A 15,298-nucleotide genomic window follows, 5' to 3' on the forward strand; every position below is an offset into this window, starting at 1 on the left:
CCATTGGCGGGCCTTGCGTATCGAGGAGACGACGGATCGTCGTTCAGAGCGCCATGTCGTTGGCGGCCTTCTCGGCCGGTGCTGCAGCGGCGGGCTGCACGGCGGGAGCCGGGGCAATGGCCGGCGGCGGGTCCAGTTGCAGGACTTCGCTGGTGTAGGCCCATTCCTGCTGGGTCTTCTCCGGGCTGTCGTTCAGCTTGGTGCCGTAGCTGGGAACGATCTGGTGGATCTTCGCCTGCCATTCCGGGCTGGCGACCTTGTCCTTGAACACCTTCTCCAGCACGCTGAGCATGATCGGCGCGGCGGTGGAGGCGCCCGGCGAAGCGCCGAGCAGGCCGGCGATGCTGCCGTCCGCGGAGGAGACGATCTCGGTGCCGAGCTTCAGCACGCCGCCTTTCTCGGCGTCACGCTTGATGATCTGCACGCGCTGGCCCGCCTGCCACAGGCGCCAGTCTTCGGCCTTGGCTTGCGGGAAGTACTCGCGCAGCGCGGCAAGGCGGTCCTCGTCGGAGAGCATCAACTGGCCGGCGAGGTATTCCACCAACGGGTACTCGTCGATGCCCACGCGGGTCATCGGCCAGACGTTGTGCACGTTGGTGCTGGCCAGCAGGTCCAGATAGGAGCCTTCCTTGAGGAACTTGGTGGAGAAGGTGGCGAAGGGTCCGAACAAGATCACGCGCTTGCCGTCGAGCACGCGGGTATCCAGGTGCGGCACGGACATGGGCGGCGCGCCGACCGACGCCTTGCCGTAGGCCTTGGCCAGGTGCTGCTGGGCGATGGCGGGGTTCTCGGTGACCAGGAAGGAGCCGCCCACCGGGAAACCGGCGTAGTCCTTGGCCTCTTCGATGCCGGATTTCTGCAGCAGGCGCAGCGCGCCGCCGCCGGCGCCGATGAAGACGAACCGGGCGTCGGTCTCGGTAACGCTGCCGTCCTTGAGGTTCTTGTACTCGACGCGCCAGGTGCCGTCGTCGTTGCGGGTGATGTTCTCCACCTCGCTGGACAGCTTCATCGCGAAGTTCGGCTTGCTTTGCAGGTAGCCGGCGAACTGGCGGGTGATCTCGCCGAAGTTGACGTCGGTGCCCAGCGGCGACCAGGTGGCGGCGACCTTCTGCGCGGGGTCGCGGCCCTGCATCATCAGCGGCACCCACTTGGCGATCTGCGCCGGGTCCTCGGAGTACTGCATGCCGCGGAACAGCGGGCTGGCCTGCAGCGCTTCATGGCGCTTCCTGAGGAAGGCGACGTTGTCGTCGCCCCAGACGAAGCTCATGTGCGGCGTGGAGTTGATGAAGGAACGGGGATTCTTCAGCACGCCGTTCTTCACCTGCCAGGCCCAGAACTGGCGGGAAACCTGGAAGGATTCGTTGATTTCGATGGCCTTGGCGATGCTGACCTTGCCGTCCTTGTCTTCCGGCGTGTAGTTCAGCTCGGCCAGCGCGGAGTGGCCGGTACCGGCGTTGTTCCAGCCGTTGGAGCTTTCCAGGGCGACGCCGTCCAGGCGCTCGACCATCTCCATCGACCAGCCCGGTTCCAGCTCGTTGAGCCAGACGCCCAGGGTGGTGCTCATGATGCCGCCGCCAATCAGCAGCACATCGACCTTCTTGGATTCGGCCGCGAAGGCCGGCGCGCAATTCACTGCCAGGGCGAGGCCGAGCAGCGCCCCGCTCACTTTCTTGATCATGGGATGAATCTCGTCGTTAGGGCTTGGCCTGCCCCACCGGCGTCATGCAGCGTGAAGGCCCGGACTTCATGGGAAGCCAGGGCGACAGTACGACGGGATGGAAACAGGGCTCACCTCCCTCCTCCGCCGGCTTCTGGGACCGGTTCGATGGAGCGGGAGACACGTCCTGCGCAGAGAGACACGCAAAGCCTTCGGCTTTGGCTTTTGTTGTGGGAGGGATGCATGGTCTGCTGAAACGTTTGCGCATTCTATAGAAACAGGGCGGCTTCACCAACCATTGCAGTCAACTAATCGTTGCCCTTCCATATAACGATATGCAAATTGGTTCCTTCATCTTTCGCGGTTATTCCATCTATAGTCACTCAACTCGTCATAACAAGTTATGAGCTATGGCCGAATTACTCCCGCTCTCCCCCGTTCCGCTCTACAGCCAGCTCAAGGAGCTGCTGCGTACCCGCATCCTCGACGGCACCTATCCGCCGCTCAGCCGCATGCCCTCCGAGGCCGAGCTGGGCAAGGCCTTCGAGGTCAGCCGCATCACCGTGCGCCAGGCGCTGGGCGACCTGCAGAAGGAAGGCTTGATCTTCAAGATCCACGGCAAGGGCACCTTCGTTGCCAAGCCCAAGGCCTTCCAGAACGTCAGCACCCTGCAGGGCCTGGGCGAATCCATGAGCCAGCGCGGCTACGAAGTGATCAACCGTCTGCGCAGCTTCAAAGTCATCCCCGCCGACGCCCAGGTCGCCACGCGCCTGCAGGTGACCGAGGGCGCGAACGTGGTGCAGATCAAGCGCGCCCGCCTGGTCAACCGCGAGCTGGTGTCGCTGGAAATCACCTACCTCCCCGAGGCCGTGGGCAAGCGCCTGGAGAAGGCCGACCTGGTCAGCCGCGACATCTTCCTGATCCTGGAAAACGACTGCGCCCTGCCCCTGGGCCATGCCGACCTCGCCATCGACGCCATCCTCGCCGACGCGGAACTGGCTGGCGCGCTGGAAGTGGAAGAAGGCTCGCCGGTGATGCGCATCGAGCGCCTGACCCACACCGCCGACGGCACGCCGCTGGACTACGAACACCTCTACTACCGCGGCGATGCCTTCCAGTACCGCCTGCGTATCGACCGCCACAAGGGACAGCATCAATGAGCCAGTTCGACCTCTCCCAGGTTCCCGAGGACAAGCAACTCGCCTACGACATCGTGGTGATCGGCGGCGGCACCGCCGGCCCAATGGCCGCGATCAAGGCCAAGGAAGCCAACCGCGAGCTGCGCGTGCTGCTGGTGGACAAGGCCAACGTGAAACGCAGCGGCGCCATCAGCATGGGCATGGACGGCCTGAACAACGCCATCATTCCCGGCCACGCTACGCCCGAGCAGTACACCAAGGAAATCACCGTCGCCAACGACGGCATCGTCAACCAGGCGGCGGTCTATGCCTACGCCACCCACAGCTTCGAGACCCTGCAGCAGCTGGACCGCTGGGGCGTGAAGTTCGAGAAGGACGAGGTCGGCGACTACGCGGTGAAGAAGGTCCACCACATGGGTGCCTACGTGCTGCCCATGCCCGAGGGCCACGACATCAAGAAGGTGCTGTACCGCCAGCTCAAACGCGCGCGCATCGAGATCACCAACCGCCTGGTGGTCACCCGCCTGCTCACCGATGCCGAAGGTGCGGTCAACGGCCTGCTCGGCTTCGATTGCCGCACCGCGCAGTTCCAGGTGATCCGCGCCAAGGCCGTGGTCCTCGCCTGCGGCGCCGCCGGCCGCCTGGGCCTGCCCTCTTCCGGCTACCTGATGGGCACCTACGAGAACCCCACCAACGCCGGCGATGGCTATGCCATGGCCTACCACGCCGGGGCGGAGCTTTCGAACCTGGAGTGCTTCCAGATCAACCCGCTGATCAAGGACTACAACGGTCCGGCCTGCGCCTACGTTACCGGCCCGCTGGGCGGCTACACCGCCAACTCCAAGGGCGAGCGCTTCATCGAATGCGACTACTGGAGCGGCCAGATGATGTGGGAGTTCCACCAGGAACTCGAAGGCGGCAACGGCCCGGTGTTCCTCAAGCTGGACCACCTGGCCGAGGAGACCATCCAGACCATCGAGGAAATCCTCCACAGCAACGAGCGCCCCAGCCGTGGCCAGTTCCATGCCAATCGCGGCACCGACTACCGCCAGCAGATGGTGGAGATGCATATCTCCGAGATCGGTTTCTGCTCCGGCCATTCCGCCTCGGGCGTGTGGGTCAACGAGAAGGCCGAGACCAGCGTGAAGGGCCTTTACTCGGCCGGCGACATGGCCGCCGTGCCGCACAACTACATGCTCGGCGCCTTCACCTACGGCTGGTTCGCCGGCAGCAATGCCGCGCAGTACGTGGCCGGCCGCGAGTTCACCGAGGTCGACTCCGCCCAGGTCGAGCGCGAGCGCGAACGCGTCTTCGCTCCGCTCAAGCGCGAACACGGCCTGCCGCCGGCTCAGGTGGAGTACAAGCTGCGCCGGATGGTCAACGACTACCTGCAGCCGCCCAAGGTGACGAAGAAGATGGAGATCGGCCTGCAGCGCTTCGCCGAAATCGCCCGCGACCTCGACCAGCTCAAGGCGAACAACCCGCACGAGTTGATGCGCGCCATGGAAGTCAGCGTGATCCGCGACTGCGCCGAAATGGCCGCCCGTGCCTCGCTGTTCCGCACCGAGAGCCGCTGGGGCCTGTACCACCACCGTGTGGACTACCCGCTGCGCAACGATGCCGAGTGGTTCTGCCATGCCCACCTGAAGAAGGGTGAGGACGGCGAGATGACCAGCTTCAAGAAGCCCATCGAGCCTTATGTGATCTCGCTGGATGAGGATGAGCAGCAGGCGTATGAGCGGCTGCGGGTGAAGAGTGAGGCGGCTTGAGAGTTTTCGGCGGACCGAAGAGCCCCTCTCCCCCCGCCCTCTCCCGCAAGCGGTAGAGGGAGCTGTCCGGCGCCAGCGGCGATATCGGAGTCAGCCGGCGAGCACGGAAACATCCACCACTCCGAACAGCCCCCTCTCCCTTCTGGGAGAGGTCTGGGGAGAGGGTCACGAGCCACCGCGCCGAACCCACGACCTGAACAACCAGCCCGCCGCCACGGCGGCCGGCAAAGCAACACGATGAGGACCGCGTGCAATGGCCTACCAACCCCAGGAAATCTTCTTCCGCTCCAGCGCCCCGGTGACGGTGGACGAGGACAAGTGCATCGCCGACAAGGGCTGCACCGTCTGCGTCGAGGTCTGCCCGATGGACCTGCTGGCGATCAACCCCGCCACCCAGAAGGCCTACATGGCCTTCGACGAATGCTGGTACTGCATGCCCTGCGAGAAAGACTGCCCGACCGGCGCGGTGAAGGTGGAGATTCCGTACCTGCTGCGTTGAGTTTCCGCAACGAAGTTTCCCTGTAGGAGCGAGCTTGCTCGCGAACAGCCCCCGCAGCGGACCTTCATTCGCGAGCAAGCTCGCTCCTACGAAAAGAAAAAAGCAACCGGCCAACGACCGGACGCCTGATGCACCGCCCCTCGTTTCCCACCGCAAGGCCTGCGGCGGAGACGATTCCAACACTCACGATTCGAGGGGAACACCCATGACCTTGCGCACCACCCTGGCCGGCCTCGCGCTTGCCATCGCCAGCCTTTCGGCACACTCGGAGACCATCCGCGTCGCCATCGGCACCCAGGACACCACCATCAACTGCGCCGCCGGCGGCCTGTTGATCCGCGAACTCGGCCTGCTCGACAAGTACCTGCCCCACGACGGCCCGTACAAGGACGCGCAGTACGACGTGCAGTGGAAGAACTTCACCAGCGGCGCGCCGCTGACCAACGAGATGCTCGCCGGCAAGCTCGACTTCGGCGCCATGGCTGACTTCCCCGGCTCGCTCAACGGCGTCGCCCACGAGGCCGCCGGCAAGCGCAGCCTGTTCATCAGCGTGCTTTCGGGCAGCATCGAGGGTAGTGGCAACGGCATCGTGGTGCCCGCCTCGTCCAAGGTGCAGTCGCTCGCCGAGCTCAAGGGCCAGACCATCTCCGTGCCCTTCGCCTCCACCGCCCATGGCCTGCTGCTGCGTGCCATCGCCGCCCAGGGCTGGGACCCGGAGAAGGACGTCACCATCATCGCGCAGCCGCCGGAAGTCGCCGGCTCCGCCCTGCAGGCCAACAAGATCGCCGCCCACGCCGACTTCGTGCCCTTCGCCGAGCTGTTCGAAAGCCGTGGCATCGCCCGCAAGATCTACGACGGCTCGCAAGCCAAGGCGCCGACCTTCCATGGGGCGCTGGTGGAAGCCGACTACGCGCAGAAGTATCCGGAAATCGTCGAGGCCTACCTGCGCGCCACTTACGAGGCCAACCAACTGCTGGCGAAGGACCCGGAAAAGTACAGCGAGCTGATCGAGAAGGTCGCCGGCATCCCCGCGGAGGTGAACTACCTGTTCCACGGCCCGCTCGGCCTGCAGACCCGCGACCTGACCTGGAAGCCGGAATACCGCCAGGCCGTAGCCACCGCCATCGACACCCTGAAGCTGCTGAAGAAGGCCGACCGCGGCCTGAACGTCGAGCAGTTCGTCGACGACCGCTACATCCGCGCCGCCTTCAAGGCTGCCGGTGCCGACTACGACCAGGCGCTGCAGAACTACGCGCAGCAGCCGCTGCTGGGCAACGATGCGCTGACCCACAAGCCGATCACCGACACCCGCAAGGTCGCGCAGATCTGGGTTCGTGGTGAGCCGAAGGTGCGCAGTTATGCCTCCGCCAAGGAAGCACTGGGCCAACTCGCCGAACTGAAGAAGCAAGGCAAGGACATCCGCGCGGTATATGCCCAGGCCAGCGACAGTGGCATCAAGCTGCTCGCCGGGCAGGCCTGGTTCGTGCGCGGCAAGGACGGCGCGCTGGATGCCTTCCTGCTACGCGAGCAGGCCGACGCCTTCGCCCGCCAGCACGGCGGCGAGGTGGCCGACTTTGCCGGCGCCAGCCAGCAGGCCGTGGCCAGCCGCTGACCTGAAGACCAGCCCCGGTGCCAACCCGCCGGGGCTGCAGGAGATACGCAGATGAACACACCCACCCTCACCCGCTGGAGTCTGCGCCTGGCCTCGCTGCTGGTGTGCCTGGCGCTGTGGCAGGTGCTCAGTGCGCGCCACGTGAACCTCGGCGTGGTCACCTTCGCCAACGTGCCCGGCCCGCGCGACGTGCTGGACGCGGCATGGAACCTCGCGCAATCGAGCAAGCTCGGCCGCCACCTGGGCAGCAGCCTGCTGCGGGTGCTCACCGGTTACCTGCTGGCCGCCGTCGCCGGCATCCTCCTCGGGCTGATCATCGGCCGTGGCCGCTGGGCCCGCGACAGCCTGCTGCCGCCTCTGGAGGTGCTACGGCCGATCCCGGCGGTGGCGTGGATCCCGCTGGCGATCCTGATGTTCCCCAGCTCCGAGCTGTCGATGATCTTCATCACCTTCACCGGGGCTCTGTTCCCCATCCTGCTCAACACCATCCACGGCGTGGAGGCGGTCGACCCGCGCCTGCTCGCCTCCGCCCGCAGCCTGGGAGCGAGCCGTCTCGCGCTGCTGCTCGAAGTGGTATTGCCGAGCGCGACGCCGAGCATCATCACGGGGCTGGCCATCGGCATGGGCACCTCGTGGTTCTGCCTGGTGACCGCCGAAATGATCTCCGGGCAATGGGGCATCGGCTACTACACCTGGGAGTCCTACACCTTGCAGAACTACCCCGACATCGTTGTCGGCATGCTGCTGATCGGCGTGCTCGGCATGGCCAGCAGCCTGCTGGTGCGCCAACTGGGCGCCTTCGTCACACCTTGGCAGCGCCAGGCCGGAGGCAAGCCATGACATTGCCCGCCAGCGCGCCGGGGCGCGTGCGCGTCGACGGCCTGTCGATCCACCTGGGCAGCGGTCGCGACGCCTTCGAGGCCGTGCAATCCCTGAGCTTTGCCATCGAGCCAGGCGAGTTCGTCTGCGTGCTCGGCCCGTCCGGCTGCGGCAAGTCCACCCTGCTGGGCGCACTGGCCGGGCATCTGGCGCCCAGCGCCGGCCAGCTGGAAGTGGACGGCCGCGCCGTCGCCGGCCCCTCGCCCGAGCGCGGCATGGTGTTTCAGCACCACACCCTGCTGCCCTGGCGGCGGGTGCGCGACAACGTCGCCTTCGGCCTGAAGATGCGCGGCGTTCCCCGCGCCGAGCGCCATAGGCAGGCCGATGAAATGCTCCAGCTGGTCGGCCTGAATGGCTTTGCCGATCGTTGGCCGTCGCAGCTTTCCGGCGGCATGCAGCAGCGCGTGGAAATTGCCCGCGTGCTGATCAACCAGCCGCGCCTGCTGCTGATGGACGAACCCTTCGGCGCCCTCGACGCGCAGACGCGGATGATGATGCAGGAGCTGCTGCTGGACATCTGGACGCGCCTGCGCACCAGCGTGCTGTTCATCACCCACGACATCGACGAGGCGCTGTTCCTCGCCGACCGCATCCTGGTGATGAGCCCGCGGCCCGGACGCATCCTCGAGGACATCCGCCTCGACTTCCCGCGCCCGCGCCACGCCGACCTGCTCACCACGCCGGAATTCTCCCGGCTCAAGCGTCACTGCCTGGAACTGTTGCGCCACGAAGACGGCCGTCAGCTGCCACGCTTGACGCCCCTGGGCCTGCCCACTTCACAACGGATACCGCGATTCGCCATATGACTGCCTTCAACTTGAGCACCGACAACCCCGACATTCTCGACCTGCAACCGCGCCTGCAGGATGCCGACGCCGGCGTGCGCCGCATCGCCCTGATCGAACTGGCCGACCTGGAAGATCCCGACGGCCTGCCCTGGCTCGCCGCGGCCCTGATCGGTGACGAAGCCGCCAACGTCCGCGCCGAAGCCGCACGCCTGCTGGAAGCCTGGGAAGAACCCGAGGTGGTGGACGCCCTCTGCCAGGCCCTGGCCGACAGCGACGACGACGTTCGCACAGCCGCCGCCCAGAGTCTGAGCGAGCTGAAGACCGCCGAAGCTGGCGTGCGCCTGCTTCCCTGGGCAACTCACGCCGATATCTTCGTGCGCCGTAGCGCCTTGCGGGCCCTGCGCGAGCTGCGCCTGGAAGAGGCTGCCGAGCCTGCGCTCAACGCACTGGTAGACACCGACGCCGGCGTACGCCGCGAAGCCGTGGGCATCCTCGGCTGGCTCAAGCGCAGCGACGCCCTGCCGCACCTGGCGCGCCTGACCCGCGACGACCCGGACGCCGAAGTCCGCCGTGCCGCCGCCGGCGCCCTGGGCCTGGCCATCGACGCCAGCGTGCTGCCCGCCTTGCAGGCGGCGCTGGCCGATCCGGCCTGGCAGGTGCGCGAAGAAGCCGCCGGCACCCTCGGCAAACTGGCGCTGCCGGAAGCCGGCGATGCCCTGGTGCGGGCACTGGAAGACGACTTCTGGCAGGTGCGCCTGCGCGCCGCGCGTTCGCTGGGCAAGCTTCGCTATCTACCGGCGCTGGAAGGCCTGAAGGTGGTACTCGGCCACGGCATCAGCAACCTGCGCAAGGAAGCCGCGCTGGCCCTGGGCGAGCTGGGCAGCGGCGACGCCATCGACGCGCTGCGCAATGCCGAACACGATGGCGACCCGGAAGTCCGCAAGGCCGTGCGCATCGCCCTGACTCAATTGGGACAATCGGCATGAACACGCCCGTCACGCTGCACCGTTCCAGCACCGACGCTGAATTGCGCATCCGCTGGAACGATGGTGTCGAACAGTGCATCGCCTTCACCCGCCTGCGCGGCGCCTGTCCCTGCTCGCAATGCCGGGCGGCGCGGCTGCAGGGACGGATCGATCTGGTCCCGGCGAGCGTCGTCCTGCAGGAGCTGAACCTGCAAGGCTACGGCGTGCAACTGGTGTTCGATGACGGCCACGACCGGGGTATCTACCCGTGGGAGTACCTGCGCGGTCTGGGAGCTCGATAACGGTTAGTCCGGTGCAATACCGGCTCGCGATTCCGCCGGTTAATCCGGTTCCATCTCGGGTTCGCGACACGAAGCCAGCCACGGAAGAAGCCCGCTCCTTTTCACGCATGCCAGCAGCGGTACCAGCCATCCTGCTCGGTGACTTTCAGCGGCACGTGGTACAGCGCGGACAGGTGTTCACTGGTGAGGATCTCCGCCTTGGGCCCGTCGGCGACCACCTTGCCCTGGGCGATCAGCACCACCCGCTCGATCTCCGGGATGATCTCGTCGATATGGTGGGTGGTGATGATCATGGCGTGCTCTTCGCCACAGAAGCGCCGCAGCAGCTTGAGCATCTGCAGGCTGGCGCCCATGTCCAGGCCGTTGGCCGGCTCGTCGAGGATCAGCGCGCGGGGTTCGTGCACCAGGGCGCGGGCCAGCAGCAGGCGACGCTTCTGCCCGGTGGAGAGGCGCTGGAACATGCGATCGGCGTAGCCATCCATCTCCACGGTGGAGAGCAGCTCGCGCGCCTTCTCGACCTGCTCCGGCGTGGGCTGCAGGTGACCGTGGCTGCCGATGGCGCCGAAGAAGCCGGAAATCACCACGTCCAGCGCCTGGGTGAAGGGGGTGTAGTCTTCCTGCAGGTCCTGGGAGACGAAACCGATGCGGCTGCGCAGGTCCCAAAGCGTGACGTTCTGCAGGCCGAACAACGACAGCGAACTGCCCTCGCGATCCACCGGGTAGAGCTCGCGGCTGATCAGTTTGAGCAGCGTGCTCTTGCCGGCGCCGTTGGGGCCTAGGATGGCGACTTTCTCGCCTTCGCCAATGTGCAGGGAAAAACCATCCAGCACACGGGTCTGCTGCTGGTAGGCGGTGACGTTGTTGAATTCGATCATGCGGGTCATTCATCGACGGTCAGCGGGGCGCCAGTTCTACCACGAGCCATGCTGCCCCGGAAACGCCCGCCCTGACATAGTTCCGCGCCGATGGTGAAAACTTCCGCCCTCCTGCGCAGGTCCATTCTTTAGCGCCCCCAAAATGCCTCCCGCTCGATGCAGGAGGTGCTGGATTCCCCGGTATCCGCCTGAGCGTGGACCGACGCCTCCCGACCGCACAGCAGGCTGCACAGGAGTTCCGAAATGAGTGAATACATCGCCCCCCTGCGCGACATGCAGTTCATCCTGCGCGAGCTGCACCTGCTGGACGCACTGGCCGAGCTGCCCGGACAGCAGGACATGAACGCCGAACTGGCGGCGGCCATCCTCAACGAAGCCGGACGCTTCGCCCAGGGCGTGCTGTCGCCGCTGAACGTCGTCGGCGACCGCCACGGCGCACGCTGGCAGGACGGCCAGGTGAGCACCGCCCCGGGCTGGCGCACGGCCTACGAACAGTTCGCCGCCAATGGCTGGAACGCCCTCTCCGGCCCCGCCGACTTCGGCGGCCAGGGCGCGCCAAGGCTGATCTCGACGCTGGTTGAGGAGATGTGGAACGCCGCCAACCTGGCCTTCGGCCTCTGCCCGATGCTCACTCGCGGTGCCATCGAAGCCATCGAACTGCGCGGCTCCGACGAGCTCAAGCGCACCTGGCTGCCCCGGCTGGTCAGCGGCGAATGGACCGGCACCATGAACCTCACCGAGCCCCAGGCCGGCTCCGATCTCGCCGCCGTGCGCAGCCGCGCCGAGCCGCGTGGCAATGGCACCTACAAGCTGTTCGGGCAGAAGATCTTCATCACCTACGGCGAGCACGACCTCACCGACAACATCGTTCACCTGGTGCTGGCCCGCGTACCCGGCGCGCCGGAGGGCGTGAAAGGCATCTCGCTGTTCGTGGTGCCCAAGGTATTGCTGAACCCCGATGGCAGCCTGGGCGAGCACAACGACGTGCGCTGCGTGTCCATCGAACACAAGCTCGGCATCCACGGCAGCCCTACCGCCGTGCTGGCCTTCGGTGACCACGGCGGCGCCACCGGCTGGCTGGTAGGCGAAGAGAACCGTGGCCTGGAATACATGTTCATCATGATGAACGCTGCCCGCTTCTCGGTCGGCATCGAAGGCATCGGATTGGCCGAGCGCGCCTACCAGCGCGCGGTGAGCTACGCCCGCCAGCGCATCCAGGGCGTCGAAACCGGCAGTTCCAGCCGAGAAAAGGTGGCCATCCTGCGCCACCCGGACGTGCGCCGCATGCTGATGTCGATGCGTTCGCGCATCGAGGCCATGCGCGCCCTGGCCTGCGAAGTGGCGCTGGCCATGGACCAGGCCCACGGCCATCCCACTGTCGCTGTGCGCCGCAGGAAACAGGCCTTCGTTGAGCTGATGATCCCGGTGATCAAGGGCTGGTGCACGGAAAACGCCGTGGACATTGCCTCCCTGGGTGTACAGGTCCACGGTGGCATGGGCTTCATCGAGGAGACCGGCGCCGCCCAGCACCTGCGCGACGCGCGGATCACCCCGATCTATGAAGGTACCACTGGCATCCAGGCCATCGATCTGATCGGTCGCAAGATCGCTCGCGACCGGGGCGAAGCGGCGGCCGCGCTGATCACGGCGATACGCGATACCCAACGCGGCCTGCCGGACGAGGACGCGCAACTGGCAGGCATCCGGCACCACCTGTTCCTGGCCGTCAATGCCCTGGATGACGCCGTGACCTTCGTCGTCAATCACTACGACCACCAGGTGCGCCTGGTTGCGCTCGGCTCCGTACCGTTGCTGGAGCTGTTCGGCATCGTTGCCGGCGGTTGGCAGTTGGCACGCGCCGCGCGGATCGCCCAGCAGCACCTGGCCACCGGCAGCGGAGACGCCACCTTCTACCGCGCCAAGCTGCGCACCGCGCAGTTCTACGCCGGGCATGTCCTGACCCGCGCACCGGGACTGGCGCAGAGCATCATCGACGGCAGTGATGCCGCCCTGGCCATGGATGATTTCGCATTCTGACGACCATGCCTTAGCCGCCCGTCCGAAGTCCAGGTGGGCGGTGACGAGGTGTAACGTCAGCTTTACACCCCTCGCATAATCCGTCGTTCCTGCTCCTGGCCCGCGCCACGCCATACGGCAGAGCGCTTGGCTATTTCCGTCTCCGCCCTTATGCGGGATTGCTCATTGACAGTGCGCCGGCGCTTAAGTGAGATGGCTTTTCGTTCAGGAGAATGGCATTGCCGGCTGACTGATGTGTGCGTTGTAGTTGCTGCAATGCCGCGATGACGAAACCCACGCGATCCCGACGCTCGCAGCGGGTTTCATTGATTCATCGACACAGGAGAGGCCGGCGATGCATAACCAGGCAACCCGGAACACCCCGGAAGTCGATTTCGACGATCAGTTCTTCCTCGCCTTCGAAATCCAGGTCCTGCAGAAGGCCCTGCCCGCATTCGAAGAAGCCTCACGCTTCGCCCGCGACCGAGGCCTGCGCTGTAGCGTGGAGCTGATCACCAATGCCGATGGCCACCCCGAACTCAGCCTGCTCGCCAGGCAGCGCGAGGACCTGCCGGACAGTTGTTATCGCCTCATCGCCGACCCGCTGACGCAGGGCATCGTCCATGAGGAATTCACTGCCGTCAGCCGGCGTACCCGGCGGCAACCTTCGCACCTGGCATCGCTCAACGCGCAGACGCTGGAACTGCAGCTGTCAGCGTTCTTCATGCATGCCTTCGGTATGCGCCTGGACTACGCCACAGAACGTTGACCGCCTTGCGACCCGCCGGTCGTCGGATCAGTTGTCTGCGCAGCCCGGTAAAGGATGATTTATGGCAACGCCAGGACAGCGGGAGCCGCTATCATTCGTGGCCTGTGCGCCACTTTGTGCGTGTTTCTCCGCTGTCGCTTCGCCATGAATGAATTCCTCGTACATTTTCAGGACGGTCACTGCCTGGGCAAGACCGTTCTCCGCTCGTTCTCCCGTCACATGACCCTCTCCGAAGCTCGCGTGCGCCTGCAGGCCTGCTACCCGCTGCGTGTCCCGCACCTGCTGAACATCCTGCACCTCACCCCGATGCTGCCGGGCCGCTGAAGCCACTACTGAAGGCTTTCCTGTGCCAGCCTTTCCCCGGTTGTAACGCAAGGCGTTCACAGGGGCCGAGAGCCACCATGACCGCTCGGCCGAAAAATCGACACGGCAGGGCGAAGTCCGGTCAAAGCCAGCACCCCCGACGAAGGAAGGAGTGCCGGTATGAACGTGAATATCGACAACCTCAATATCGCGCTGCCAGTGGGAAAGACACCTACCGACACGCTGGCTATTGAAGTTCCCGGTCCCGTGGCTCTAGAGCAGTATCCGGAGCTGGTCACCCGGCTACCGGACGGCAGCCTGCAGCTCACTGCGCCGACCAAGGGAGCGGCGAGCAAGAGCGTCCACCGGACTCGCTGCGAATGGAAGGAGCCCATCTACTGGAGCCTGACCGGCGCTACCGAGCATGTGAACCATCAGTTGATGAAGGTGACCCAGGTGAATTCGGCGCAGAAGGTGGTGGTGGCCCAGATGCACGTGAAGAACGACGACAGCCCGCTGCTAAAGGTGTTCTGGCAGAAGGGCAAGCTGACCATGGGCTTTCGCCAGAACTTCAACCAGACCACCCCGGTGAACAGCACGGTGCTGGACAACGTGCCGCTGGGTTCGGACTTCGACATCCTGATCCTGGCCACGTCCAGCCTGATGCTCAGCGTGCAGGCCAGTTGCAACGGCCGCACCTCCAGCGTGCCCTCAATGCCGCTGGACGCCAGTTGGGCAGCGCAGACCTTCGATTTCCATGGCGGCGTCTACAACCAGGTAGATTTCACCGACACCACGCTGGCCACCGATGCTTCGGTCTGCGTGATCAAGGACCTGCAGATCTGGCATATCTGAGGGCGGGCCTTGGGCGGCGGCCTGCGGCTGCCATCGCGGCGGGAGTCCGTTCCTACGTAGGGATCGGCTCTCGCAGGAGCTCACTACGTTCGCGAAATCCTGACATGGCACCAAGCTGTCAGGAATGACTCCCATGGATCTGGCGCCCGTCCAAGACAGTCACCTGCAAGGTTTCAATCCGCGGCATGTACTTGTGTGGGCAAGACCCGCTCCTTCGAAACGCACGCCGTTTCCGGTAGGCTTCAGGCTCGTTCCGCCCAGAGCTCAACAGCATGCCCGCCCTCGCCTGCCCGCACCTGCCCGGCAATCATGTCGAACTCATCCCCCTGCGCGCCGAGCACGCCGACGCCCTGCTCGCGGCCGCCGCCGATGGCGAATTGTGGAACCTTAAAGTCACCGTGGTGCCTGGCCCGGACACCGTGGGAAGCTACCTTGCCAAGGCCGAAAAAGGCCTGGAGGAAGGCACCGTCCTGCCCTTCGCCATCCTCGACCGTCGCACAGGGAAGATCGTCGGCAGCACCCGCTTCTGGAAGGTCGACCGTATCAACCGCAAGCTGGAGATCGGCCACACCTGGCTCGCCCTGTCGGCGCAGCGCACGCCGATCAATACCGAGGCCAAGCTGCTGTTACTCACTTACGCTTTCGAGGAACTCGATTGTGTGCGCGTGCAGTTCACCACCGACGAGCTGAACGAAAAATCCCGCGCCGCCATCCTGCGCCTGGGTGCAGTGCAGGAGGGCATCGTCCGCCACGAGCGCATCATGCCCGACGGCCGCAAGCGCAACTCGGTGCGCTTCAGCATCATCGACAGCGAGTGGCCCGAGGTAAAGACGCGACTCCTGGAAAGACTGGGCCGCGCCTGAGCCTCAT

General features: G+C 65.6%; 15 protein-coding genes. 13 read left to right on the forward strand and 2 right to left on the reverse strand.

The features are described 5' to 3' along the window. Nucleotides 1-43 precede the first annotated feature (43 nt). Nucleotides 44-1,678: a malate dehydrogenase (quinone) gene (gene mqo, locus SD196_RS14390; protein WP_416310278.1), complete on the reverse strand. Its 1,635-nt coding sequence runs from the start codon at nt 1,676-1,678 to the stop codon at nt 44-46. A 389-nt stretch (nt 1,679-2,067) separates the two neighbouring features. Here mqo and SD196_RS14395 point away from each other — a divergent pair, with 389 nt between their 5' ends. The 8 genes from SD196_RS14395 to SD196_RS14430 all read left to right on the forward strand — a co-directional run bounded on the left by SD196_RS14395 (nt 2,068) and on the right by SD196_RS14430 (nt 9,610). After that, complete coding sequence (locus tag SD196_RS14395; protein ID WP_275611774.1) at nt 2,068-2,817, forward strand: GntR family transcriptional regulator; 750 nt, start codon at nt 2,068-2,070, stop codon at nt 2,815-2,817. Then, on the forward strand, nt 2,814-4,565 hold the full coding sequence (locus SD196_RS14400) for a fumarate reductase/succinate dehydrogenase flavoprotein subunit (RefSeq protein ID WP_331319368.1): 1,752 nt from the start codon (nt 2,814-2,816) through the stop codon (nt 4,563-4,565). The genes SD196_RS14395 and SD196_RS14400 overlap by 4 nt, the downstream gene beginning before the upstream one ends. Nucleotides 4,566-4,818: 253 nt before the next feature. Further along, nucleotides 4,819-5,064: a 4Fe-4S dicluster domain-containing protein gene (locus tag SD196_RS14405; RefSeq protein WP_081517023.1), complete on the forward strand. Its 246-nt coding sequence runs from the start codon at nt 4,819-4,821 to the stop codon at nt 5,062-5,064. A 205-nt stretch (nt 5,065-5,269) separates the two neighbouring features. Beyond that, entirely contained in the window at nt 5,270-6,676 is a 1,407-nt protein-coding gene (locus SD196_RS14410) for an ABC transporter substrate-binding protein (RefSeq protein WP_275611772.1), read from the forward strand. A 51-nt stretch (nt 6,677-6,727) separates the two neighbouring features. Next, the gene (locus tag SD196_RS14415; RefSeq protein WP_416310279.1) at nt 6,728-7,516 is read left to right on the forward strand and encodes an ABC transporter permease; all 789 of its coding nucleotides are present in this window, start codon (nt 6,728-6,730) and stop codon (nt 7,514-7,516) included. Further along, entirely contained in the window at nt 7,513-8,361 is an 849-nt protein-coding gene (locus SD196_RS14420; protein ID WP_416310280.1) for an ABC transporter ATP-binding protein, read from the forward strand. Before SD196_RS14415 ends, SD196_RS14420 begins: the two co-directional genes overlap by 4 nt. Further along, nucleotides 8,358-9,329, forward strand: a complete 972-nt coding sequence (locus SD196_RS14425; protein ID WP_416310281.1) for a HEAT repeat domain-containing protein — start codon at nt 8,358-8,360, stop codon at nt 9,327-9,329. The genes SD196_RS14420 and SD196_RS14425 overlap by 4 nt, the downstream gene beginning before the upstream one ends. Continuing rightward, nucleotides 9,326-9,610, forward strand: coding sequence for a DUF971 domain-containing protein (locus SD196_RS14430; RefSeq protein ID WP_416310282.1), 285 nt, complete (start codon nt 9,326-9,328; stop codon nt 9,608-9,610). The genes SD196_RS14425 and SD196_RS14430 overlap by 4 nt, the downstream gene beginning before the upstream one ends. Before the next feature lie 101 nt (nt 9,611-9,711). Here SD196_RS14430 and SD196_RS14435 read toward each other — a convergent pair whose 3' ends face one another. Beyond that, entirely contained in the window at nt 9,712-10,485 is a 774-nt protein-coding gene (locus SD196_RS14435; RefSeq protein ID WP_416310283.1) for an ABC transporter ATP-binding protein, read from the reverse strand. 243 nt (nt 10,486-10,728) lie between these two features. Between SD196_RS14435 and SD196_RS14440 the strand changes: the two genes are divergently transcribed. From SD196_RS14440 to SD196_RS14460, 5 genes are all read left to right on the forward strand, one after another. Then, nucleotides 10,729-12,522, forward strand: a complete 1,794-nt coding sequence (locus SD196_RS14440; protein ID WP_416310284.1) for an acyl-CoA dehydrogenase — start codon at nt 10,729-10,731, stop codon at nt 12,520-12,522. 334 nt (nt 12,523-12,856) lie between these two features. Beyond that, the gene (locus SD196_RS14445; RefSeq protein WP_275611765.1) at nt 12,857-13,270 is read left to right on the forward strand and encodes a hypothetical protein; all 414 of its coding nucleotides are present in this window, start codon (nt 12,857-12,859) and stop codon (nt 13,268-13,270) included. A 144-nt stretch (nt 13,271-13,414) separates the two neighbouring features. Then, complete coding sequence (locus tag SD196_RS14450) at nt 13,415-13,594, forward strand: hypothetical protein (protein WP_207887598.1); 180 nt, start codon at nt 13,415-13,417, stop codon at nt 13,592-13,594. Between the two features lie 159 nt (nt 13,595-13,753). Then, nucleotides 13,754-14,428, forward strand: coding sequence for a polysaccharide lyase family 7 protein (locus SD196_RS14455; protein WP_275611764.1), 675 nt, complete (start codon nt 13,754-13,756; stop codon nt 14,426-14,428). Between the two features lie 272 nt (nt 14,429-14,700). Further along, nucleotides 14,701-15,291: a GNAT family N-acetyltransferase gene (locus tag SD196_RS14460; protein WP_275611763.1), complete on the forward strand. Its 591-nt coding sequence runs from the start codon at nt 14,701-14,703 to the stop codon at nt 15,289-15,291. The last annotated feature ends 7 nt before the right edge of the window (nt 15,292-15,298 follow it).

Source organism: Pseudomonas macauensis, assembly GCF_047902425.1.
Taxonomy (GTDB): Bacteria; Pseudomonadota; Gammaproteobacteria; order Pseudomonadales; family Pseudomonadaceae; genus Pseudomonas.